The 21,487-nt window shown below is 68.1% G+C and carries 20 protein-coding genes; 14 read left to right on the top strand and 6 right to left on the bottom strand.

Annotation, left to right across the window (positions count from 1 at the left end):
• Positions 1–556: 556 nt before the first annotated feature.
• Together ABB33_RS06620 and ABB33_RS06615 are read right to left on the bottom strand one after the other, a co-directional pair.
• The gene (locus ABB33_RS06620; RefSeq protein ID WP_056931571.1) at positions 557–2,272 is read right to left on the bottom strand and encodes a M28 family metallopeptidase; all 1,716 of its coding nucleotides are present in this window, start codon (positions 2,270–2,272) and stop codon (positions 557–559) included.
• Positions 2,273–2,331: 59 nt separating this feature from the next.
• On the bottom strand, positions 2,332–2,988 hold the full coding sequence (locus ABB33_RS06615) for a DUF4097 family beta strand repeat-containing protein (protein ID WP_054661346.1): 657 nt from the start codon (positions 2,986–2,988) through the stop codon (positions 2,332–2,334).
• A 46-nt stretch (positions 2,989–3,034) separates the two neighbouring features.
• On the opposite strand from ABB33_RS06615, the gene ABB33_RS06610 reads away from it, so the two are divergent.
• Together ABB33_RS06610 and ABB33_RS06605 are read left to right on the top strand one after the other, a co-directional pair.
• Positions 3,035–4,360, top strand: a complete 1,326-nt coding sequence (locus tag ABB33_RS06610; RefSeq protein WP_082595018.1) for a murein hydrolase activator EnvC family protein — start codon at positions 3,035–3,037, stop codon at positions 4,358–4,360.
• A gap of 114 nt (positions 4,361–4,474) precedes the next feature.
• Positions 4,475–5,878, top strand: coding sequence for a S41 family peptidase (locus ABB33_RS06605; RefSeq protein WP_056931580.1), 1,404 nt, complete (start codon positions 4,475–4,477; stop codon positions 5,876–5,878).
• Positions 5,879–6,028: 150 nt separating this feature from the next.
• Here the strand turns inward: ABB33_RS06605 and ABB33_RS06600 are convergent, their stop codons facing one another.
• Together ABB33_RS06600 and ABB33_RS06595 are read right to left on the bottom strand one after the other, a co-directional pair.
• Entirely contained in the window at positions 6,029–6,352 is a 324-nt protein-coding gene (locus ABB33_RS06600; protein ID WP_056931569.1) for a DUF1820 family protein, read from the bottom strand.
• A gap of 37 nt (positions 6,353–6,389) precedes the next feature.
• Positions 6,390–7,082, bottom strand: a complete 693-nt coding sequence (locus ABB33_RS06595) for a rhomboid family intramembrane serine protease (protein WP_054661355.1) — start codon at positions 7,080–7,082, stop codon at positions 6,390–6,392.
• Between the two features lie 215 nt (positions 7,083–7,297).
• On the opposite strand from ABB33_RS06595, the gene ABB33_RS06590 reads away from it, so the two are divergent.
• Positions 7,298–8,677, top strand: a complete 1,380-nt coding sequence (locus tag ABB33_RS06590) for an outer membrane protein transport protein (protein WP_056931568.1) — start codon at positions 7,298–7,300, stop codon at positions 8,675–8,677.
• Positions 8,678–8,801: 124 nt separating this feature from the next.
• Positions 8,802–9,407, top strand: a complete 606-nt coding sequence (gene pnuC, locus ABB33_RS06585) for a nicotinamide riboside transporter PnuC (protein WP_056931567.1) — start codon at positions 8,802–8,804, stop codon at positions 9,405–9,407.
• 72 nt (positions 9,408–9,479) lie between these two features.
• Here the strand turns inward: pnuC and putA are convergent, their stop codons facing one another.
• Positions 9,480–12,686: a bifunctional proline dehydrogenase/L-glutamate gamma-semialdehyde dehydrogenase PutA gene (gene putA, locus ABB33_RS06580; protein ID WP_056931566.1), complete on the bottom strand. Its 3,207-nt coding sequence runs from the start codon at positions 12,684–12,686 to the stop codon at positions 9,480–9,482.
• A gap of 303 nt (positions 12,687–12,989) precedes the next feature.
• Here putA and ABB33_RS06575 point away from each other — a divergent pair, with 303 nt between their 5' ends.
• The 6 genes from ABB33_RS06575 (at position 12,990) to ABB33_RS06555 (ending at position 17,715) form a co-directional block, all read left to right on the top strand.
• Entirely contained in the window at positions 12,990–13,463 is a 474-nt protein-coding gene (locus ABB33_RS06575) for a DUF2244 domain-containing protein (protein ID WP_056931565.1), read from the top strand.
• Positions 13,464–13,480: 17 nt separating this feature from the next.
• Positions 13,481–14,413: a cytochrome c oxidase subunit II gene (coxB, locus tag ABB33_RS06570; protein WP_054661370.1), complete on the top strand. Its 933-nt coding sequence runs from the start codon at positions 13,481–13,483 to the stop codon at positions 14,411–14,413.
• A 64-nt stretch (positions 14,414–14,477) separates the two neighbouring features.
• Complete coding sequence (gene ctaD, locus ABB33_RS06565) at positions 14,478–16,088, top strand: cytochrome c oxidase subunit I (RefSeq protein WP_054661373.1); 1,611 nt, start codon at positions 14,478–14,480, stop codon at positions 16,086–16,088.
• Between the two features lie 11 nt (positions 16,089–16,099).
• A complete protein-coding gene (locus tag ABB33_RS19185; protein WP_256363883.1) occupies positions 16,100–16,234 on the top strand; it encodes a hypothetical protein in 135 nt (44 codons plus the stop codon).
• Positions 16,231–16,818, top strand: coding sequence for a cytochrome c oxidase assembly protein (locus ABB33_RS06560; protein WP_054661376.1), 588 nt, complete (start codon positions 16,231–16,233; stop codon positions 16,816–16,818). Before ABB33_RS19185 ends, ABB33_RS06560 begins: the two co-directional genes overlap by 4 nt.
• Before the next feature lie 21 nt (positions 16,819–16,839).
• The gene (locus ABB33_RS06555; protein ID WP_054661379.1) at positions 16,840–17,715 is read left to right on the top strand and encodes a cytochrome c oxidase subunit 3; all 876 of its coding nucleotides are present in this window, start codon (positions 16,840–16,842) and stop codon (positions 17,713–17,715) included.
• An 81-nt stretch (positions 17,716–17,796) separates the two neighbouring features.
• On the opposite strand, the gene ABB33_RS06550 is transcribed toward ABB33_RS06555, so the two are convergent.
• Complete coding sequence (locus ABB33_RS06550) at positions 17,797–18,015, bottom strand: twin transmembrane helix small protein (RefSeq protein ID WP_054661382.1); 219 nt, start codon at positions 18,013–18,015, stop codon at positions 17,797–17,799.
• Between the two features lie 57 nt (positions 18,016–18,072).
• On the opposite strand from ABB33_RS06550, the gene ABB33_RS06545 reads away from it, so the two are divergent.
• Genes ABB33_RS06545 through cyoE form a run of 4 tightly spaced genes read left to right on the top strand, consistent with a single transcriptional unit; the run spans position 18,073 to position 21,462 of the window.
• Entirely contained in the window at positions 18,073–18,786 is a 714-nt protein-coding gene (locus ABB33_RS06545; RefSeq protein ID WP_056931564.1) for an SURF1 family protein, read from the top strand.
• 27 nt (positions 18,787–18,813) lie between these two features.
• Positions 18,814–19,389 carry a hypothetical protein gene (locus ABB33_RS06540; protein WP_056931563.1) on the top strand — a complete coding sequence of 192 codons (576 nt, stop codon included), beginning with the start codon at positions 18,814–18,816 and terminating at the stop codon, positions 19,387–19,389.
• An 11-nt stretch (positions 19,390–19,400) separates the two neighbouring features.
• Positions 19,401–20,564, top strand: coding sequence for a COX15/CtaA family protein (locus ABB33_RS06535; protein WP_054661391.1), 1,164 nt, complete (start codon positions 19,401–19,403; stop codon positions 20,562–20,564).
• Positions 20,565–20,568: 4 nt separating this feature from the next.
• On the top strand, positions 20,569–21,462 hold the full coding sequence (gene cyoE / locus ABB33_RS06530) for a heme o synthase (RefSeq protein WP_054661394.1): 894 nt from the start codon (positions 20,569–20,571) through the stop codon (positions 21,460–21,462).
• The last annotated feature ends 25 nt before the right edge of the window (positions 21,463–21,487 follow it).

Below are 21,487 nucleotides of genomic sequence, written 5' to 3'. Positions count from 1 at the left end.
ATCCCCAAACCCCCGCTGCCAATGCAGCGGGGGTTTGCTTTTTTTCCGCATCCAAAACCCGGATGTCGCATAAACCAGAACGGCGCCTGTTGGCGCCGTTGGCGTTTTCCACGCACTCAAACATGGCCGCCTCGTGCTGACGCGCTAGGTGCGGGGCCTCGAACTACAGCCGAGCACGGCGACGGCCACCCTGCAGGCGCGCGACACAGACAAAGGCCACGTGCCTCACGGGCCTGGCGGCTGCGCCCGAACGGAGCCTCGCAAGCGAACGCGTGCAGCACGGGCTGCCTCACGTAGATCCGCGACCACCGCGCATACGACAACGGCGCCCTCAGGCGCCGTTGCTTGAACATCCTCGATGCCCCGGCCTTACACCCGGCCGAACACCAGCGTCGCGTTCGTACCACCAAAACCAAAGCTGTTGGACATCACCGTCTCAAGGCGTGCTTCCTGCGTCTGGCGGAGTATCGGGAAGCCCTCCGCGCGATGTCTGGATGTCATCGCGGCACCACGCGCCCGCGATTGCCATTGGACGATGCCTCCGGGGCGACGCTGTCTATTCACCGGCGCCGCGCCGGCCCTCCATCATGCGGTCGCGGTTGGCCTTGAACGGGTTGCCTTCGTACCAGTTCGGCCAACCGTCACCGCCCGCCAGTTCGCGGCCGACGCCGTACAGGAGTTCAAGGTCCTGCATGGTGCCGTCGAGCTTCCAGGTGGCGGCGTCGTACTCGTCGCGCGGGCTGTGGTAGCGCTCGCGGGCGTAGGCTTCGGCGGCCTTCCTGCCCGCGTCGATGCCGCCTTCCAGCAGATCCCGGCCGCCGCCGGCGTAGAGTGCGGGGACGCCGGCCTTGGCGAAGTTGAAGTGATCCGAGCGGAAGTAGAAGCCGCTCTGCACCGCCGATTCCGCATGCAGGGTGCGGTTCTGCTCCTTGGCCAACGGCTTGAGGATGTCCTCCAGCTCGGAGCTGCCATACCCGGTGACGGTCATGTCGCGGGTGCGACCATTGACCGACATCGCGTCGATGTTGATCACGCCGGCGATCTTGTCCAGCGGGAAGGTGGGATGGTTGACGTAGTACTGCGAGCCGAGCAGTCCGGATTCTTCCAGCGTCACCGCCAGGAACACCACCGAGCGCTGCGGCGCCGGCTGCTGGTGGACCATGGCATCGGCGATCTCGAGGATGCCGGCCACGCCGGTGGCGTTGTCCACCGCGCCGTTGTAGATGTCGTCGCCTGCCTGCGCATCGTGTGCCTGGCCCTCGTGCCTACCGAGGTGGTCCCAGTGCGCCATGTAGAGCACGGCCTCGTCGGCGCGGCTGGCGCCGGGGAGGACGCCGACCACGTTGCGCGACTTCTTCTCGGCGATGCTGCTCTTCAGGTCGAGCGACAGCGTGGTGTGCAGCGGCACCGGCTTGAAGCCGCGCCTGCCGGCATCGCGGTAGGCCTTGTCCAGGTCGAGCCCGGCCCCGGCGAACAGTTGCCGCGCCGCTTCGGCACTCAGCCAGCCCTGTGCCTGCAGGCGCGGCTCCTTGTCCTCGGCGACCGGAAGGTCGTACTGCGCACCGCCCCAGGAGCTGCGAACCACGTCCCAGCCGTACGACGCACCCGCGGTGTCATGCACGATCAGTGCCGCGGCGGCGCCCTTGCGCGCGGCCTCCTCGAACTTGTAGGTCCAGCGTCCGTAATAGGTCATGCGCTTGCCTTCGAACAGGCGCGCATCGTCGGCGTGGAAGCCGGGGTCGTTGACGAACATCACCACGGTCTTGCCCTTCCAGTCCTGGCCCGCATAGTCGTTCCAGTCCTGTTCCGGCGCATCCACGCCATAGCCGACGAATACCATGTCGCTGGCGTCGATTTTCACTTCCGGCTGGCCGCTGCGGGTGCCGACCACCATGTCACTGCCGAAGGCGAGCGTGCGCCGGGTATCGCCATGCTGGAGCGTGAGCACGGTCGAGGGGGCGGCGAGGGTCTCGGTCATCGGCACCTCCTGGAACCAGCTGTCGCCGTTGCCCGGTTGCAGGCCGATGCGCTGCATCTGGTCGCGGATGTACTCGACGGAGAGCTGTTCGCCGTGGCTGCCCGGTGCGCGGCCCTCGAATTCGTCCGACGCAAGCGTCTTCACCAGTTCGGCGAAGTCCGCGGCGTTGATGTCGGTGGAGAACGCATGCGCCGGTGCGGGCGCCTGCGCCGGTGGCGGCGGAGGAGTGGGCTCCTGCCGGCACGCAGACAGAGCCGCGCCCGCGGCGAGGCACAACAGGAATTTGCGGGGCATGGAACCGGGCTCCGTACGAAGGGTGAAGCCCGATTCTAGGCAAGCCAGCCGGGAAGCGCTCAATCCTTCGGCGCGGCCTCGCTGTCGAAGCGGCGCACGGTGGCGCCGCTGACCGGGCCGATGGAGGCGCTGTCGTGCACGTACAGCGTCACCTCGCGTTCGAAGTTCAGCGGGCCGTCCACCTTCGCATTGGGGCCGATGATCACCCGCGGCTTGCGCGGCGGCGTCAGCGACAGGCTGAACGACGGCTTGGTCACGCGGATGCCGCCCTTCACGTGCGAGCCGATGCCGACGGTGATGTCGCCGTTGACGGTCTCGATGTTGCCGCCGACCTCGGTGCCAACTAGGCCGATGCCGCCGTTGACGGTTTCCACGCCGCCGCCGATGCGACCGCCTTGGTCGATGAAGATGCTGCCGTTGACGGTTTCCACGTCGCCGGACAGGATCAGCCCGCGTCCCCCGCGGATCGCGCCGTTCACCGTCTCCAGGCTGCGCGCCTGCACGTTGTCGTCGGCGTTGATGCTGCCGTTGACCGTCTCCACGCCGCGTGCCTGCACGCCCTTGGCCAGGTGGATGCTGCCGTTGACGGTGTCCAGGTCGCGATAGGCGGTGCCGGATTCGGTACGGATGCTCCCGTTCACCTTACTGATGTCGTCGGCCGCCAGTGCCAGTGGGCTGGCCAGCCCCAGGGCCAGCAGAAGAAGGAATCGTTTCATCGCGCGTCTCCGTCGGGAATTCCTGTGGGCAAGCATGGATGGCAGCATGGCTGGGTACAATCCGCATCTGCCTGAAGTCACTGGAACGCCATTGCGACCGTCCTGCCGCCGCCGCCAGCCCGCCCGTTCCCCGGCATTGCCGGCCTGGGTCGCCGGCTGCCTGCTGGCGTTGTCGCTGGCCGCTCCCGCCGGGCTGGCGCAGAACAATCCCCGCGATGCGGAGAAGAAACTGCAGCAGTTGCGCGGCGAGCTCAAGAACGTGGCCCAGGAACGGCAGCGCCTGCAGGCAGAGCGGGAAGCAGCGTCCAGGCGGCTGCGCGAGGCCGACCAGCAGGTTGCCCGCAGCGGCCGGACGGTGGCCGAAACCGAGGCGGCGATGCGCCGCGAACAGCAGGCGCTGGCGGAGCTGCAGCAACGCCGCGTTGTGCTTGAAGCCAACCTGGGACGGCAGCGCGGGCAGCTCGCCGCGCTGCTGCGCGGTGCCTACCGGCTGGGCAACCATGCCCCGCTGAAGTTGTTGCTGTCGCAGGACCGGGTGGCCGACGCCAACCGCGAACTGGCCTACCACCGCTACCTGCAGCGCGAGCGGGCGCGGACCATCGCCTCGCTGGCCGGCGATCTGCAGGCACTTTCATCGAACGAGCAGGAAATCCTGGCACGCAGCCGCGAACTGGAGCAGGCGCGTGCGCAGCAGCGCGAACAGGCCGCGGCGCTGGCCGAGGGCCGTCGCAAGCGGGCACAGCTGGCCGCGGAGCTGGACCAGCGCTACCAGGACCGCAGCGAGCGGGAGAAGGTGCTTGGCAAGGACGCGCGGGCGCTCGAGCAGCTGCTGTCCAGCCTGCGCGCGGCGGCCGCACGCGCCGAGGCCGAGCGCAAGGCGGCTGCGCGCCGTGCCGCCGCCGAGCAGTCGCGCCAGGCGGCCACGGGGGCGACACGGCCCACGCCGGGCAAGGCGCCGCCACGGGTCACCGCGAATGCACCGGCACCGAAGGTCGGTGGGCTGGGCTGGCCGTTGTCCGGCAACCTGCTGGCCCGCTATGGCGGGCGCCTGCCGGACGGGCGCACCAGCAGCGGCGTGCTGATCGGCGCCCCGCCCGGCACGACGGTGACCGCGGTCGCCGACGGCACGGTGGTCTTCTCCGACTGGATGACCGGCTACGGGATGATCCTGATCGTGGACCACGGCAATGGCTACATGAGCCTGTATGCCCACAATGACACCCTGCTGCGCGATGCGGGCGCGCGCGTGCGCCGCGGCGAGGCGGTGGCGCGGGTCGGCAACTCCGGTGGCCAGGGCGTGGCGGCGCTCTACTTCGAACTGCGCCGCAATGGCCAGCCGGTGGATCCGGCCACGTGGCTGCAGCGCCAGTGAGCGCCGGCTGAGCGGGTGGCACCGCCGACGGCCTCGTTCAACGTGAATTCCACCGGGCTTCGCGCATAATCGGTGCGACGCGCATGGTGCGCATCCGTTTTCATGGAGTGGTTCATGCGTGTAGCCGGCCTTGCTGCTGCCCTGCTGTTCGCACTGTCGCCGGCCATCGGCCTGGCGCAGAGTGCCCCGGACAAGACGCCGAAGGCGGACGATCCCGATGCCAAGGAATCGGTGACCTCGCGGGTGCCGCTGGACGAGATACGCCGCTTCGTCGCGGTATACAACGCGGTGCGCGCTGCCTACGTGGATCCCGTGGACGACAAGAAGCTGATGCAGTCGGCGGTCCGCGGCCTGCTGCTGGACCTGGATCCGCACAGCACCTATTTCGACAAGGAAGATGCCCAGGCCTTCGACGAGCAGGCCACGGGCGCCTACGAAGGGATCGGCGTCGAGCTGCTGCAGCAGGACGGCGCGCTCAAGGTGGTATCGCCGATCGACGAGACCCCCGCCGCGCGGGCCGGGTTGCGCGCGGGCGACCTGATCGTGGCCATCGACGGCAAGCCGATCAGTGCGTTCGAGGCGATGGAGCCGCTGCGCGGCCCGGCCGGCAGCAAGGTCGTGCTGACCATCGAGCGGGGCGAAGAGAAGCCGTTCGATGTCACCGTCACCCGCGAGACCATCCGCGTCACCAGCGTGCGCAGCCGGATGCTGGAACCGGGCTATGGCTATGTGCGCATCAGCACCTTCCAGGCCGATACCGGCGCCGACTTCCAGAAACACCTCACCCAGCTGAAGTCGCAGGCCGGCGGCAGGCTGAAGGGCTTGGTGCTGGACCTGCGCAGCAACCCGGGCGGCCTGCTCACCGCGGCGGTGCAGGTGGCCGACGACCTGCTGGAAAAGGGCGTGATCGTGAGTACCCGCGGCCGCATCTCGGTCAGCGATGCGAAGTTCGAGGCCACCCCCGGCGACCTGATGCAGGGGGCGCCGGTGGTGGTGCTGGTGGATGCCGGTTCGGCCAGCGCCTCGGAGGTGCTGGCCGGCGCGCTGCTTGACAACCGGCGCGCGCGCATCGTCGGCAGCCGCACGTTCGGCAAGGGCTCGGTGCAGACCGTGCTGCCGCTGGACAACGGCGACTCGGTCAAACTGACCACCGCGCGTTACTACACCCCGAGCGGCCGTTCGATCCAGGCCACCGGCATCGTGCCGGACGTTGAGCTGGCCGTGGATCCGGCTACCGCCGGCAAGGACGTGCCGGCTTCCATTGCCGACTTCAGCGAGGCCAAGCTGCCGGGCCACCTGCGTGGCGACGACGAGACCAGTGGCGCCGCCACCGGCGTGGTGCTGCCGGGCGATGGGCCGGTGCGCTCGGCCCTGCGTGAACTCAAGCAGCCCGGTTCGCTCGCTGCCCGGCCCGCGGCCGCGGCACCGCCGGCGGTCCCGGCCAAGCCGGAAGCCGCGCCGACGCCGACGGGCGTCAGCGTGCCGGCCAAACCGGAAGCCGTCGACGGCGGCAAGTGACTTTGCCCGCGCGCGCCCTGGGCGTGCGCGTCATCCGCACGGGAGCAGGGCGGGGATGACGGACGGCGCCCGGACGAGACGCGGCAGCGGACGGGCGATGTTCGCTCCTGCCGCCACGTCACCGGCGGCAATGGCTGCGCGATGCGGTACTCAGCGCGGCTTGGCGGGCATCGGGAACGGCGTGACCACCTTCTCCCCGGTGGCCGCGTCGCGGATCGCCGATTGGCCCTTCTTTTCCACTTCCTCGATGCGCACGATGCTCTGCATCGGCAGGTGCAGCACCTTGGTGCCACCGAACTCCTCGCGCAGGCGTTCCTCGGTGGGGTCGACTACCAGGCCGTCATGGAGGTCGAACACCAGTTCGGCGATTTCGTTGAATCCCCACAGGTGGCTGCTGCCCACGTGCCGGGCATACAGCTCGTAGACCTTGCCGTGGTTGAGGAACGTGATCTTGTACAGGGGCTTGCTGCTCATGGCGCGATTATAGGGACGGCGCACATGGGGGTGGCCGCTAGAAACCGTGGCGCTTGCGCAGTCGCCGGGCGATGGCGGCGCGCACATACAGCCCATAGACGATGCCGAACAGGAAGCCGGACAGGTGCGCCGACCAGGCCACCATGCCGAAGCTCGGGCCGATATAGGCGAAAACCACCTGCAGGGCGGCCCATACCCCGATCAGCAGATAGGCCGGCGCCCGGACGAATTCCAGGAACAACCCCAGCGGCAGTACCACGCCCAGCCGCGCGCCGGGGAACAGTGCCAGATAGGCCCCCAGCAACGCCGACACCGCGCCGCTGGCGCCGATGATGATCTGGTCCGGCGATCCCATGGCGTACAGCGCCGCCAGGTTGGCCGCGGCACCGCCCAGCAGGAACAACAACAACAGCCGCCATGGCCCCAGCACCCGTTCGGCCGGCAGCCCGAAGATCAGCAGGAACACCAGGTTGCCGAGCAGGTGCGACCAGTCCGCGTGCAGGAACAGCGCGGTGAACAGGCGCAGCACGCTGCCGTCGCGCAGTGCCGCCCACCAGTCCTGCGGGTTGCCCAGGCCGGTGGACAGCGCGCCCCAGTCCATCCACAGCGACCGCCGCGCTTCGTCCGGCCGCGAGATCGACCAGAGGAAGGCCAGCCAGATTGCCGCGAACAGCAGTGGTACTGCCCAGCGGAGTCCGGGTTTGTCGCGGGAGGGGATGGAAACGAACATGGGCGCGCAAGCCTACCCCGAGCAGGGCCGATGCAGGGTGAGGGAATGGAAATAAATGAATACGGCGGCGTTATTGTTTAGTTAACAAGCATGTTGGATACTGCATACGGCGTCGTATGTCGGGAGGGGAATCCGGCGCATCGCAGGGCCGCTTGGCGGTACTGGGGTGCAGGCGCACAACGAATCATCACCGCCCTACGGAGAGAGCTTCCAACATGCATACCGCTTCCACCCTCGCTCGTGTCACCGCTCTGGCCGTCGGCATCGCCGGTGCTCTGGCTTTCAGCCACGCCGACGCCGCCGCGTTCCAGCTCAAGGAAAACAGCGCCAAGGGCCTGGGCCGCGCTTTCGCCGGTTCCGCCTCTGCCTGGGATGACGCTTCGGTGATCGCCACCAACCCGGCGTCGATGCGCCTGCTCGACGGCCGCCAGTTCCAGGCCGACGTGAGCGCCATCAGCTTCTCGGCCAAGATGGAAGAGATCTACAGCGCCCGCAACGCCGGCCCGACCGGCGCTGGCAAGGGCACGCCGATCTCCGGCGGCAACGGCGGCAACGCCGGCATGATCGCCCCGGTCCCGGCCGCGTACTTCCACGTGCCGTTCGGCGAGAACGACAACATGCACTTCGGCCTGTCGCTGACCGCGCCGTTCGGCTTCAAGACCGAATACGACCGCGACTGGGTGGGCCGTTACCACGGCACCAAGACCGACCTGAAGGCCGTCGACCTGGGCGCGGCGTTCTCGTATGACGTCAACCCGTACGTGTCCTTCGGCGCCAGCGTGTTCGTCGAGCACCTGACCATCGAACTGGCCAATGCCGTGGACTTCGGCGCCGTGGCCTACAGCGCCAGCAAGGGCGCCAGCGCCGCGCTGGGCCTGGTGCCGGGCAGCGCCGACGGCTACGCCACCGTCGAGGGCAACAACAATGCCGTCGGCTACGTGATCGGCGGTACCTTCAGCCCGACCGAGAACACCAACATCGCGCTGAGCTACCGTTCCAAGGTCGAGCACAAGATCACCGGCGGCAAGGCCCGCTTCGAGGTGCCGGGCAAGGTCGACGCCGCGCTGGGCCTGGCGGCCAAGGGGCTGTTCGTCGATTCCAGCGGCAAGGCCACCGTGACCCTGCCGGCCACGGCTACGCTGAGCGTGACCCACAAGCTCAACGACCGCTGGATGGTGATGGGCGACGTGACCCGCACCGCCTGGGCGCCGGCGTTCGACAAGGTGACCGTGGACTTCGCGTCCAACCAGCCGGACAACGTGCTGGTGTTCGGCTACAAGGACACCACCTTCGCTTCGATCGGTACCGAGTACAAGCTGTCCGACACCATCACCCTGCGTGGCGGCGTGGCCTACGACGAAACCCCGACCACCTACTCGCACCGCGACGTGCGCGTGCCGGACGTGACCCGCAAGTGGCTGTCGTTCGGCCTGGGCTGGACCCCGAAGGAGAACACCGAGTTCAACTTCGGCTACACCCACCTGTTCACCAACGACCCGGCGATCAACGCCACCAGCAGCACCGGCAACGTGCTGCAGGGCAAGTACAAGGTCGGTGGCGACGTCCTGGCCGCCTCGATGAACTACAAGTTCTGATCCAGGCACGCTGGATGCGACAGACCGGAGGGCCCCGCGCGAGCGGGGCCCTTCGCTTTTGCGGGCAGGGGCCGGTGCCGCGCGATGCCATGGCCCGGGCGCATGCGCCGGGCGACAATGGGGGATGAATCTGTCCGACCCCGCGTTCCAGCTGGAGCTGGCCGCCAACATCGCCGTCGCCGGCTCCATCCTCCTGGCCGGCCGCAACAACGTGCACACCTGGTGGCTGGGCATCGCCGGCTGCGCGCTGTTCGCGCTGGTGTTCGAGCGATCGCACCTGTACGCGGACATGGTGCTGCAGTTCTTCTTCATCGCGATCAGCGTGCTGGGCTGGTGGCAGTGGCTGCGCGGCGACCACGGGGCGCCGCTGCCGATCACCTCGTTGCGACCGCGCGCATGGGCCTGGCTGGCGCCGCTGGCGGTGCTGGCGACGTTCGGCTACGGCTGGATGCTGACCCGCCTGACCAATGCCTATGCGCCGTACGTCGATTCGGCGGTATTGGTGCTGAGCGTGATCGCGCAGCTGCTGATGATGCGGCGCAAGCTGGAATCGTGGTGGTTGTGGCTGCTGGTGAACAGCATCGCGGTGCCGTTGTACTACAGCCGCGGCCTGCACCTGACCTCGATCCTGTACGTGGGTTTCTGGATCAACGCGCTGGTGGCGCAGCGCCATTGGCACCGCTTGATGCGCGGCCAGGCGGACGCGTCGCTGGCCGATGCCGGCGCCTGAGCCGAATCCGGGCAGCGCCTGTGAAAAACCCCGCTTTCGCGGGGTTTTCCGTTCACCGGATCATGCAGGCAATCAGTCGCCCAGGGTCAGCAGCGAGGCGTTGCCGCCGGCGGCGGTGGTGTTCACCGTCACCGTCTTTTCGGTGGCGAAGCGCAACAGGTAGTGCGGGCCACCGGCCTTCGGGCCGGTACCGGACAGGCCCTGGCCGCCGAACGGCTGCACCCCGACCACCGCGCCGATCTGGTTGCGGTTGACGTAGACATTGCCGACGTTGACGCGCGAGGCGATGCGCTCGACGGTTTCGTCGATGCGCGAGTGCACGCCCAGGGTCAGGCCGTAGCCGGTGGCGTTGATCTGGTCGATCACCGCGTCGAGCTGGTCGGCCTTCCAGCGGATCACGTGCAGGACCGGCCCGAAGATCTCCCGGTGCAGCTGGCCGAGGTGCCTGAGCTCATACGCGCGCGGCGCGAAGAAGGTGCCGTGCGCGGTGGCGTCGGACAGCGGCGCGGCGGCGATCAGGCGCGCTTCGGCATCCATGCGCACGGCGTGCTCCTCGAGGATGCGCAGTGCATCGGCATCGATCACCGGGCCGACGTCGGTGGACAGCTCGCCCGGGTCGCCGACCTTCAGTTCGGCCATCGCGCCGGACAGCATGCCCATCACCTTGTCGGCGATGTCGTCCTGCACGAACAGCACGCGCGCGGCCGAGCAGCGCTGGCCGGCCGAGGTGAAGGCCGAGCCGATCGCGTCCTTGACCAGCTGTTCCGGCAGCGCCGAGGAGTCGGCGATGAAGGCGTTCTGGCCGCCGGTCTCGGCGATCAGCACGCCGATGGCGGCATCGCGCGCGGCCATCGCGCGGTTGATGGCGCGGGCGGTCTCGGTCGAGCCGGTGAATGCCACGCCAGCCACCCGCGGGTCGGCGGTGAGCGCGGCACCGACGGTGGCGCCATCGCCCGGCAGGAACTGCAGCACGTCGGCGGGCACGCCGGCGTCGTGCAGCAGCTTCACCGCGTAGTAGCCGACCAGGTTGGTCTGCTCGGCCGGCTTGGCGATGACGCTGTTGCCGGCTGCCAGCGCGGCGCTGACCTGGCCCAGGAAGATCGCCAGCGGGAAGTTCCACGGGCTGATGCAGACGAACACGCCGCGGCCGTGCAGCTGCAGCTCGTTGCTCTCGCCGGTCGGGCTCGGCAGCGTTTCGGCATGACCGAACTGCTCGCGTGCCTGCTTGGCGTAGTAGCGCAGGAAATCCACCGCCTCGCGGACTTCGGCGACGCTGTCCGGCAGGCTCTTGCCGGCTTCCTTCACGCACAGCGCCATGAACTCGGCGATGCGCGCTTCCAGCTGGTCGGCGGCATGTTCCAGGATCGCGGCGCGGCTGGCGGCCGGGGTGCGGTTCCAGCCCGGCTGCGCGGCGACGGCGTTGGCCAGCGCCTGCTGCACGGTGGCGCTGTCGGCGGCCTGCCAGTGGCCGACCACTTCGCGGTGGTCGGCCGGGTTGGTGACCGGCACGGTGGCGCCGCTGGCGCTCGCGCCCGGCACCAGCGGGGCGGCCTGCCATGGCTTGACGGCGGCGTTGAGCTGCCCGGCGAGGGCACGCAGTGCGTTGTCGTTGGCGAGGTTGATGCCCATGGAGTTGTTCCTGTCGTGGTTCTGGCTGCGCAGCAGGTCGACCGGCAGCGGGATCTTGGGATGCGGGATGGAGGCGAACGAGGACACCGCTTCGACCGGGTCGCGGATCAGGTCGTCGATCGACACGTCCTCGTCGGTGATGCGGTTGACGAAGCTTGAATTGGCGCCGTTCTCGAGCAGGCGGCGCACCAGGTAGGGCAGCAGGTCCTCGTGCGAACCGACCGGTGCGTAGACGCGGCAGGGCACGTCGAGGCGATCGGCGGGGACCACCTCGGCGTACAGGTCGTCACCCATGCCGTGCAGCTTCTGGTGCTCGTAGGTGCGGCCCTGCGCGATCTGCTTCACCGCGGCGATGGTGGCCGCGTTGTGGGTGGCGAACATCGGGTACAGCACGTCGCTGTGGCCGAACAGCCGCCTGGCGCAGGCCAGGTAGGACACGTCGGTGTTCTGCTTGCGGGTGAACACCGGGTAGCCGGGCAGGCCGTCGATCTGCGCGCGCTTGATCTCCGCGTCCCAATAGGCGCCCTTGACCAGGCGTACCTGCAGGCGGTGGCCGATGCGGCGGGCCAGGTCGGCCAGGTAGTCGATCGTGTACGGGGTGCGCTTCTGGTAGGCCTGCACCACGATGCCGAAGCCTTCCCAACCCTTGAGCGAAGGATCGCTGACCACCCGTTCGATGATGTCCAGCGAAAGCTCCAGGCGGTCGGCTTCCTCGGCGTCGACGGTGCAGCCGATGCCGTAGGACCTGGCCAGCTGCGCCAGTTCCAGCACGCCCGGCACCAGGTCCGCGAGCACGCGCTCGCGCTTGGCATGCTCATAGCGCGGGTACAGCGCAGAGAGCTTGATCGAGATGCCATGCGAGCGGGTCACGTCGCCGTCGGCCTTGCCGCCGCGCGCCAGGTTGTCCTTGCCGATGGCGTGGATCGCGCGCCGGTAGTCTTCCAGGTAGCGCAGCGCGTCCTTCATGGTCAGCGCGCCTTCGCCGAGCATGTCGAAGGAGTAGCGGTAGTTGCCGTTGTCACCCTTGTGCGAGCGCGCCAGGGCCTCGTCGATGGTGCGGCCCATGACGAACTGGTGGCCCATGATCTTCATTGCCTGGCGCACGGCCAGGCGGATCACCGGTTCGCCGACGCGGCCGATCAGGCGCTTGAAGGCGCCGTGCACGTCGCGCTTGGTGTCGTCGGCCAGGTCGACCAGGTGGCCGGTCAGCATCAGGCCCCAGGTCGAGGCGTTGACCAGCACCGAATCGGACTGGCCCATGTGGCGCTTCCAGTCGGCTTCGCCGAGCTTGTCGCGGATCAGCTTGTCGGCGGTTTCCTGGTCGGGGATGCGCAGCAGCGCCTCGGCCACGCACATCAGCAGCACGCCCTCCTCGCTGCCCAGGTCGTACTGGCGCATGAACGCCTCGATCGCGCCCTGGTTGCGGGCGCGTGCGCGTACCCGGCGCACCAGGTCGGCGGCGGTGGCCTGTACCTGGGCCTGTTCGGCGGCCGGCAGGCGGGCCTGTTCCAGCAGTTCGCGCACATGGCTGGCCTCGTCCTTCAGCCAGGCATCGGTGATGGCCTGGCGCAGGGCGGCCGGTGCCGGCGGCAGTTCGGGCGAGAGCAGCGGCCGTGCCGCGGCGGGGTGGGTGGACGGTGTTGCATTCATGGGCATGACCACATCGGGACACGTTGGGATTCGGCCATTTTAATCCCTGGCGACGAATTTCCCAGCCCTTCGGGCGGCTGTCCGGAGTGGCGGAACCATTGGCACGCGTGGGGTTCGGTGCAATTTGTCGGTTTCCGCAAGTTTGTGCCGAATCCGGCAAATTTATTGCCGATGTCGATTCGGTGCGGGTGGAAATCGGGTGTGCAGTGCAGCAATCACAACAATGATGAATGAGAGCTTGCCGGGGTGATTGGGCGGGGCTACCATCGAACCCGTTTTCCGCGGTACGGACGCGGTTGCGACATGATCGAGATGCTTCGGCTGGTTTCCGACGGCTCACGTGCGCAGCTGGTGCTGCATCCCCCACGGGCACTCAGCGCCCGGCAGTTCGTCCTGTTGTTCATCGCGCTGGCAGGGTTGATGGCGTTTTCCGCAGGCCTGGGTTGGCTGTCTGGAAACGTTTTCGCCCCGGTCTTCGCGCTATTGCATTGCTTCCTGGTGGGAGCTGCCCTGCACGCGTCATGGCGCAGCGGCGAACGCCGGGAAGAGATCCGGGTTGGACCGGACTGCGTGGAAGTGATTCCCGCAGCCGGATGTCCGCCGGTCTTCCGTGCCCACCCCTACTGGGTGCGCCTGGTGATCGAGGACGAACGGGTCGTGCTGGTCTCCAGCGGAAAGCGGGTCGAAGTGGGGAGTCTCCTCGCGCCCGCCGAACGCAGGGAACTGGCGGCGACGCTGGATGGCTTGCTCGCGGCCAGTGACGGCCGCAACCGATGACGTCAAGGGTCTAGGCAATGAAGCAAAGCAACAGGTGGGGAGTGTGGTGCAGGCAGGGTCTGGGACTGGCGGCGATGGCGCTGGCAGCACCCGTGGCATGGGCGCAGGCGGGTGATCCGAAACCCTGGCAGCTCAACATGGGCAAGGGCGTCACCCATACCGCGCGCATGGCGTGGGACGCGCACATGGTGGCGCTGTGGGTGTGCACGATCATCGGCCTGATCGTGTTCGCCGCGATGGCCTACGCGATCGTCAAGTTCCGCAAGTCCAAGGGCGCGGTGGCGGCGCAGTTCTCGCACAACACCAAGGCCGAGGTCATCTGGACGGTCATCCCGATCATCATCCTGGTGGTGATGGCGTGGCCGGCCACGGCCAAGCTGATCTCCATGTACGACACCCGCGACTCCGAGATGACGGTGAAGATCACCGGCTACCAGTGGATGTGGAAGTACGAATACCTGGGCGAGGACGTGGCCTTCACCAGCCGCCTGGACCGCAAGTCCGACCAGGTGCGGCAGAGCGGCGCGGTGCCGACCATGGCATCGGACCCGCACTACCTGCTGGACGTGGACAACCCGCTGGTGCTGCCGGTCGATACCAAGGTCCGCTTCGTGATCACCTCCGACGACGTGGTGCATGCGTGGTGGGTGCCGGCACTGGGCTGGAAGCAGGACGCCGTGCCGGGCTTCATCAACGAGCGCTGGACCAACATCGAGCAGGAAGGCGTGTACCGCGGCCAGTGCGCCGAACTGTGCGGCAAGGACCATGGCTTCATGCCGATCGTGGTCAAGGCCGTGTCCAAGGACGAGTTCAAGGCCTGGCTGGCCTCGCGCAAGCCCGCCCCGGCACCGGCCACCGAGCCCGCGCCGGCCGCCGCACCCGCCACCGACGCCCCGCAGCCGGAGGCCGCGCCCGCCGCGGAACCGGCTCCCGTGGCGCCCGGCGCCTGATACCACTGCGCGCCGGCCGTTGCCGGCGCGATGCCTGGAAACTGGATAACGAGGTATAGCTGCAATGGCGAACTCCGCAGTGGGCCACTCCGATCATCACGGCCACCGGCAAGGCTTCTTCGAGCGTTGGTTCTTTTCGACCAACCACAAGGACATCGGTACGCTGTACCTGCTTTTCAGCTTCCTGATGTTCATCATCGGCGCCTTCATGTCGGTGCTGATCCGCCTGGAGCTGATGGAGCCCGGGCTGCAGCACATGAAGCCGGAATTCTTCAACCAGATGACCACCGTGCACGCGCTGGTGATGATCTTCGGTGGTGTGATGCCGGCGTTCGTCGGCCTCGCCAACTGGATGATCCCGCTGCAGATCGGCGCGCCGGACATGGCCCTGCCGCGCATGAACAACTGGTCGTTCTGGCTGCTGCCGGTGGCCTTCACCCTGCTGCTGCTGACCCTGTTCCTGCCCGGTGGCGCGCCCGCCGGTGGCTGGACCATGTACCCGCCGCTGTCGCTGCAGGGCGGCTACAACGTCGCCTTCAGCGTGTTCGCCATCCACGTGGCCGGCATCAGTTCGATCATGGGCGCGATCAACATCATCGCCACCGTGCTCAACATGCGCGCCCCGGGCATCGACCTGCTGAAGATGCCGATCTTCTGCTGGACCTGGCTGATCACCGCGTTCCTGCTGATCGCGGTGATGCCGGTGCTGGCCGGCGCGGTGACCATGCTGCTGACCGACAAGTTCTTCGGCACCAGCTTCTTCAACGCCGCCGGCGGCGGCGACCCGGTGATGTACCAGCACATCTTCTGGTTCTTCGGGCATCCCGAGGTCTACATCATGATCCTGCCGGCGTTCGGCGTGATCAGCGAGATCATCCCCACCTTCAGCCGCAAGCCGCTGTTCGGCTACCAGGCGATGGTGTACGCCACCGCGGCCATCGCGTTCCTGTCGTTCATCGTGTGGGCCCACCACATGTTCACGGTGGGCATGCCGCTGGGCGGCGAGATCTACTTCATGTTCGCCACCATGCTGATCTCGATCCCGACCGGCGTGAAGGTGTTCAACTGGGTCAGCACCATGTGGAAGGGCGCGCTGACGTTTGAAACCCCGATGCTGTTCTCCATCGCCTTCGTGGTGCTGTTCAGCATCGGTGGCTTCTCCGGCCTGATGCTGGCCATCGTGCCGGCCGACTTCCAGTACCACGACACCTACTTCGTGGTGGCGCACTTCCACTACGTGCTGGTCACCGGCGCGGTACTGGCGCTGATCGCCGCGGTCTACTACTGGTGGCCGAAGTGGACCGGGCGCATGTACAACGAGTTCTGGGGCAAGGTGCATTTCTGGTGGACGATGGTGTTCGTCAACCTGCTGTTCTTCCCGCAGCACTTCCTGGGCCTGGCCGGCATGCCGCGCCGCATCCCGGACTACAATCCGGTGTTCGCCGACTGGAACCTGGTCAGCTCGATCGGTGCGTTCGGCATGTTCGTCACCCCGTTCCTGATGGCCGCCATCCTGCTGTCCTCGCTGCGCAGCGGCCAGCGCGCCGAGGCGCGCGCCTGGGAAAGCGCCAAGGGCCTGGAGTGGACCGTGCCGTCGCCGGCGCCGGCGCATACCTTCACCGTGCCGCCGGTGATCCGGCCGGGTGACCTGGCCCACGACGACGTGACCCATTGAGGCGCGCGACGATGAGCCGTCCCGACTGGCAACCCGATGAACTGGCCCTGCGCCGCCGCCGTTCGCGGCGCACGGCGCTGGTGGTGGGCGTGATCGCCGTGCTTATCTACGCCGGCTTCATCCTGTCCGGGGTGCTTGCGCATTGACCACGCCCGCGCCCCGGCCCGAACGCAATGCCGGCATCGTCCGGCTGCTCGGCGTGGCGCTGGGCGTGTTCGTGTTGACGTTCTCGCTGGTGCCGCTGTACCGCATCGCCTGCGAGAAGGTGTTCGGCGTCCGCCTCGAGCGCGGCGCCAGCCAGGCGGCCGCGTCCGGAGCCGCCACCGTCAAGCGCCTGGTGCGGGTGGAGTTCGATGGCGGCGTCAATTCCAAGCTGCCGTGGGCCTTCCATCCGGAAAAACTGACCATGGACGTGGTGCCGGGCGAACTGAACGAGGCGCTGTATTTCGCCCGCAACGACAGCGACCACGCGCTGGTCGGCAGCGCCGTGCCCTCGGTGGCACCGGCGCGCGCGTCGGGCTATTTCAACAAGACCGAGTGTTTCTGCTTCACCGCGCAGACCCTGCAGGCCGGCGAGCAGCGCGAGATGCCGGTACGTTTCATCGTCGATCCGGACCTGCCCGCAGATGTCCGCACGATCACCCTGTCCTACACCTTCTTCAAGAACGACGCGCTGACGGCGCAGCTGGCACCGGCCTCGGCCGGCGGCTCGTCGCACGCGGCCCCCTGACCACGGATCCGGAAGCAAGCCATGGCCCATAACACGCCTGATGCCAACGTCTACTTCGTGCCGAGCCAGAGTCGCTGGCCCTTCGTCGGCTCGATTTCCATGCTGGTGCTGATGGTCGGAGTGGCCAGCTGGCTCAACGACGCCAGTTGGGGCCGCTGGACCTTCTTCGTGGGCCTGGCGATGCTGGTGTTCACCTTGTTCCTGTGGTTCGGCGACGTGATCCGCGAATCGGTCGGCGGCAACTACAACCGCCAGGTCGATGGCTCGTTCCGCATGGGGATGGTCTGGTTCATCTTCTCGGAAGTGATGTTCTTCGCCGCCTTCTTCGGCGCGCTGTTCTACACCCGCGTCTACGGCCTGCCCTGGCTGGGCGGCGAAGGCCACGGGGTGGCGACCAACGAAATGCTGTGGGACGGCTATTCGGCGGCCTGGCCGAGCAATGGCCCGGGTGGCATCGGCGGCATGTTCCAGACCATCCCGGCGTGGGGCCTGCCGCTGCTCAACACGCTGATCCTGCTCAGCTCCGGCGCGACCCTGACCATCGCCCACCATGCGCTCAAGGCCGGCAACCGCAGGCAGCTGCTTATCTGGCTGGGCGCCACCGTGCTGCTGGGCTGCGTGTTCCTGTTCTTCCAGGTCGAGGAATACATGCACGCCTACGGCGAGCTCAACCTGACCCTGGGCTCGGGCATCTACGGTTCCACATTCTTCATGCTGACCGGCTTCCATGGTGCGCACGTGGCCCTGGGCACGATCATGCTGATCGTGATGTGGCTGCGTTCGGCCAAGGGCCACTTCACCCGCGACAACCACTTCGGCTTCGAGGCCGCGGCGTGGTACTGGCACTTCGTCGACGTGGTGTGGCTGATGCTGTTCCTGTTCGTCTACGTGCTGTAAGCGGTAAAACGCAGGGAGCGGGGCATCGGGACCGGGTCCCGGCGCACCGCTCCCTGGTTCACTTCATGGACGCGCCCGGTGTCAGCCGCCGACGCCGTGCGGCTTGATCCAGCCGCTGTAGATGCCCAGGATCACCAGCAGGATCAGCACCACCGACAGCACGATGCGCCGGGTCAGGGCGTTGACCGTGCGCTTGGTCTGGCCGCGGTCGATCATCAGGTAGTACAGCCCGGCGCCAAGATTCCAGACGATGACGATCAGGAACGCGATCACCAGCAGTGTCTTCAGCGAATCATTCATGCACGGCTCGAAATGTGGGAAGGCGTCGCTATCTCACCCGCTCGCGGCGCCGTTGTCATGACGCGACAGCACACGGGTCTGCTGGGCTGGTTGCTGGCGCTCGCGGTGGCCGCGTTGTTCAGCACGCTGGGCGCCTGGCAGTTGCAGCGCATGCACGAGAAGCAGGCGTTGCTGGCGCAGGCGCCGCCGGACCGCAGCCATGGTCTGGCGCTGGCGCAGGCCATGCGCGCGCCGGCAACGCTGCACTGGGTGCATGACACGCTGGAGTTCCTGCCGGCCACGGTGCTGCTGGACAACCAGCTGCGCGACGGGCGTGCCGGGCTGAAGGTGTACCAGGCCGCGCGCGTGGACGCCGGCGCGGTGCTGGTCGATCTGGGCTGGCTGCCCTTGCCGGCCGACCGCCAGTTGCCGCGCATCGCGCCGTTGCAGGGGCGGATCGAGGTGCAGGGCCTGTGGGCGCCGCCGCCGTCGCCGGGCCTGGCGCTGGGGCCGGCGCTGGCGGCCACCGCGCAGCCGCGGGTGTGGCTGGCCACGCGCGTGGACATCGCGGCCATTGCCGCGCAGTTGCAGCTGCCGGCCGCCGCGCTGGCCAGCCAGGTGCTGCGGCTGGATCCGGCCTCGCCGCTGGGTTACACCCGCGACCTGGACCTGCTGCCCAACACCCTGCCGCCTTCGCGCCATCTGGGCTACGCGGTGCAGTGGTTCGCCATGGCGCTGGCGGTGCTGGTGATCGCCGGGGTGCTGCATGTCCGCCGCCGCCGCGGGCGCTGAACGCCAAGCCATGGGAAAATGCCGCACATGAATGCCCTGACCCCGGAACAACTCGTCATCCGCAAGCGCGGCCGCCGCGTGCTGCTGCTCATCTTCGCCATGTTCTTCGGGTCGATGGCGCTGGCGGGCATCCTGCGCTTCTCCGGCTGGATGCCGCAGGTGAACCGCAACCACGGGCAGCTGTTCGAGCCGGCGCTGGACCTGCGCCAGGAACAGCTGCGGCTGGCCGACGGCAGCGCCTATGAATGGAACCCGGCCGCCCGCCACTGGCGCATCTTGCTGGCGCCTGCGGCCGATTGCGCGCCGGCCTGCGTCACTTTGTCGCAGCAGCTGGACACCGTATGGCGACTGTTCGGCCACAACGCCGATAATGTCGAGATACTGTGGCTGGGCACGCCGCCGGAACAGGTGGTGGCCTCGCCGGCGCTGAAGGTGCTGCAGGCCTCGCCGGCGTTGCGCGCGAAACTGCCGGGGGTGGACGACCCCGCCGGCATCCCGGTTTACGTGATCGATCCCAACGGCTTCGTGGTCCTGCGTTATGCGCCCGGCTTCGACCCGGGCGGCCTGCGCACCGATCTTTCCAGGCTGTTGAAACTGAAGTGAGTTCCATCCGAATGAATGCCCCCGCGCGTCCGGCGCTGCACCGCAATTTCCACCGCCTGGCGTGGTTCGCCCTGATCATGACCGCGAGCACGATCATGTTCGGCTCGTTCGTGCGCCTGTCCGATGCCGGCCTAAGCTGCCCGGACTGGCCGACCTGCTATGGCCGCGTCACCTGGCCGCAGACGCAGGTGGAGGCCGCGCAGCACGTGGCCAGCGAGATCCGCCCGCTGGAAAGCCACAAGGCCTGGCGCGAACAGGTGCACCGTTTCCTGGCCGGGCTGCTGGGCCTGGAAGTGCTGACCCTGGCGTTACTGGCCGCGCGCCGCCACCGCCGGGGCGTGGCCCAGGTGGTCACCGCTTCGGTGCTGGTGGCGCTGGCCATCCCCCTGTACATGCGCGGCGAACATCTCGCCTCCAGCGTGCTGGCGATCGGCGGCGAGGCGATCCTGCTGCTGGCGGCGCTGCGCTGGTCCAACACCAACCTGTCGCGCGCGGCGATGCTGACTCTGGCGGTGGTGATCTTCCAGGCGCTGCTGGGCATGTGGACCGTGACCTGGCTGCTCAAGCCCATCGTGGTCATGGGCCACCTGCTCGGCGGGATGCTGCTGTTCGGCCTGCTGGTGTGGATGGCCTGGAGGGCCACGCACCTGCCGATCACCCTGGCGCAGGCCCCGCGCCTGCGCTGGTGGCTGCGCGTGGGGCTGGCGCTGCTGGTGCTGCAGATCGCGCTGGGTGGCTGGGTCAGCGCCAACTACGCCGCGCTGGCCTGCGGCGGCGGCAGTGCGTCGCTGGACAACTTCCCGCGCTGCGTGAGCCAGTGGTGGCCGACGCAGAACTACGGCGAGGGCTTCACCCTGTGGCGCGGCATCGGCGTGGACTACGAAGGCGGGGTGCTGGACGGCGCCTCGCGCATCGCCATCCAGATGGCGCACCGGATGATGGCCGTGGTCGTGGCCGTGTACCTGCTGGTGCTGTCGGTGCGCATGTTCCGCCTGCCGGGCATGCGCGGCTGGGCCAGCGCGCTGGGCGTGCTGGTGCTGCTGCAGGTCACCCTGGGCGTGCTCAACGTCAAGCTCGCGCTGCCGCTGGCGGTGGCGGTGATGCACAACGGCGGCGCCGTGTGCCTGTTGTTCGTGCTGGTCTCGCTGCTGGCGCGGCTGCGTGCCCCGGAGTGAGCCGATGAGTACGACGTTGCGTGATTACTGGGACCTGACCAAGCCCAAGGTGGTGGCCCTGATCGTGTTCACCGCGCTGGTGGGCATGTTCCTGGCGATCCCGGGCTGGCCGACCGCCGCGCAGGCGACGACCGGCGCGGTGGCCTTCATCGGCATCTGGCTGTCGGCGGGGGCCGCTGCGGCGATCAACCAGCTGCTGGATGCGCGCATCGACGCGCAGATGGCCCGCACCTCGTGGCGGCCCCTGGTGGTGGGCAAGGTGACGCCGCGGCAGGTGCTGGTGTTCGCCGCCGCGCTGACCGCGCTGTCGATGACCATCCTGGTGCTGTGGGTGAACGTGATCACCGCGGTGCTGACGTTCGCGTCGCTGATCGGCTACGCGGTGGTCTACACCGTGTACCTGAAGCGGGCGACGTCGCAGAACATCGTGATCGGCGGCCTGGCCGGCGCGACCCCGCCACTGCTTGGGTGGGCGGCGGTGACCGGCATGCAGGGCGGCTCCGACTGGGCCTATGCCTCGCTGCTGGTATTGATCATCTTCGTGTGGACGCCGCCGCATTTCTGGGCGCTGGCGATCTTCCGCCGCGCCGACTACGCCAAGGCCGCGGTGCCGATGCTGCCGGTCACCCATGGCGTGGCGCACACCCGCCGGCAGATCCTGTTCTATTCGGTGGTGCTGGTGGTGGTGACCCTGCTGCCGGTGGCGCTGGGCATGAGCGGGGTGTTCTATCTCGGCGGCGCCACCGTGCTGAACCTGGTGTTCCTGTGGTACGCGTGGAAGATGCAGGACCCGCCGGACGAGATGTTCAACATGCAGATGTTCGGTTACTCGGTGGTCTACCTGATGGCGCTGTTCGCCTTCCTGCTGGTGGACCACTGGCTGCTGCCCTGGCTGTGAGGGCCAGGCCAGCGGCCTGCGCGGA

The organism is Stenotrophomonas acidaminiphila (genome assembly GCF_001431595.1).
Taxonomy (GTDB): Bacteria; Pseudomonadota; Gammaproteobacteria; order Xanthomonadales; family Xanthomonadaceae; genus Stenotrophomonas; species Stenotrophomonas acidaminiphila.
The sequence above is the reverse complement of the archived record's forward strand: the minus strand, read 5'-3'. Positions and strand labels throughout refer to the sequence as shown.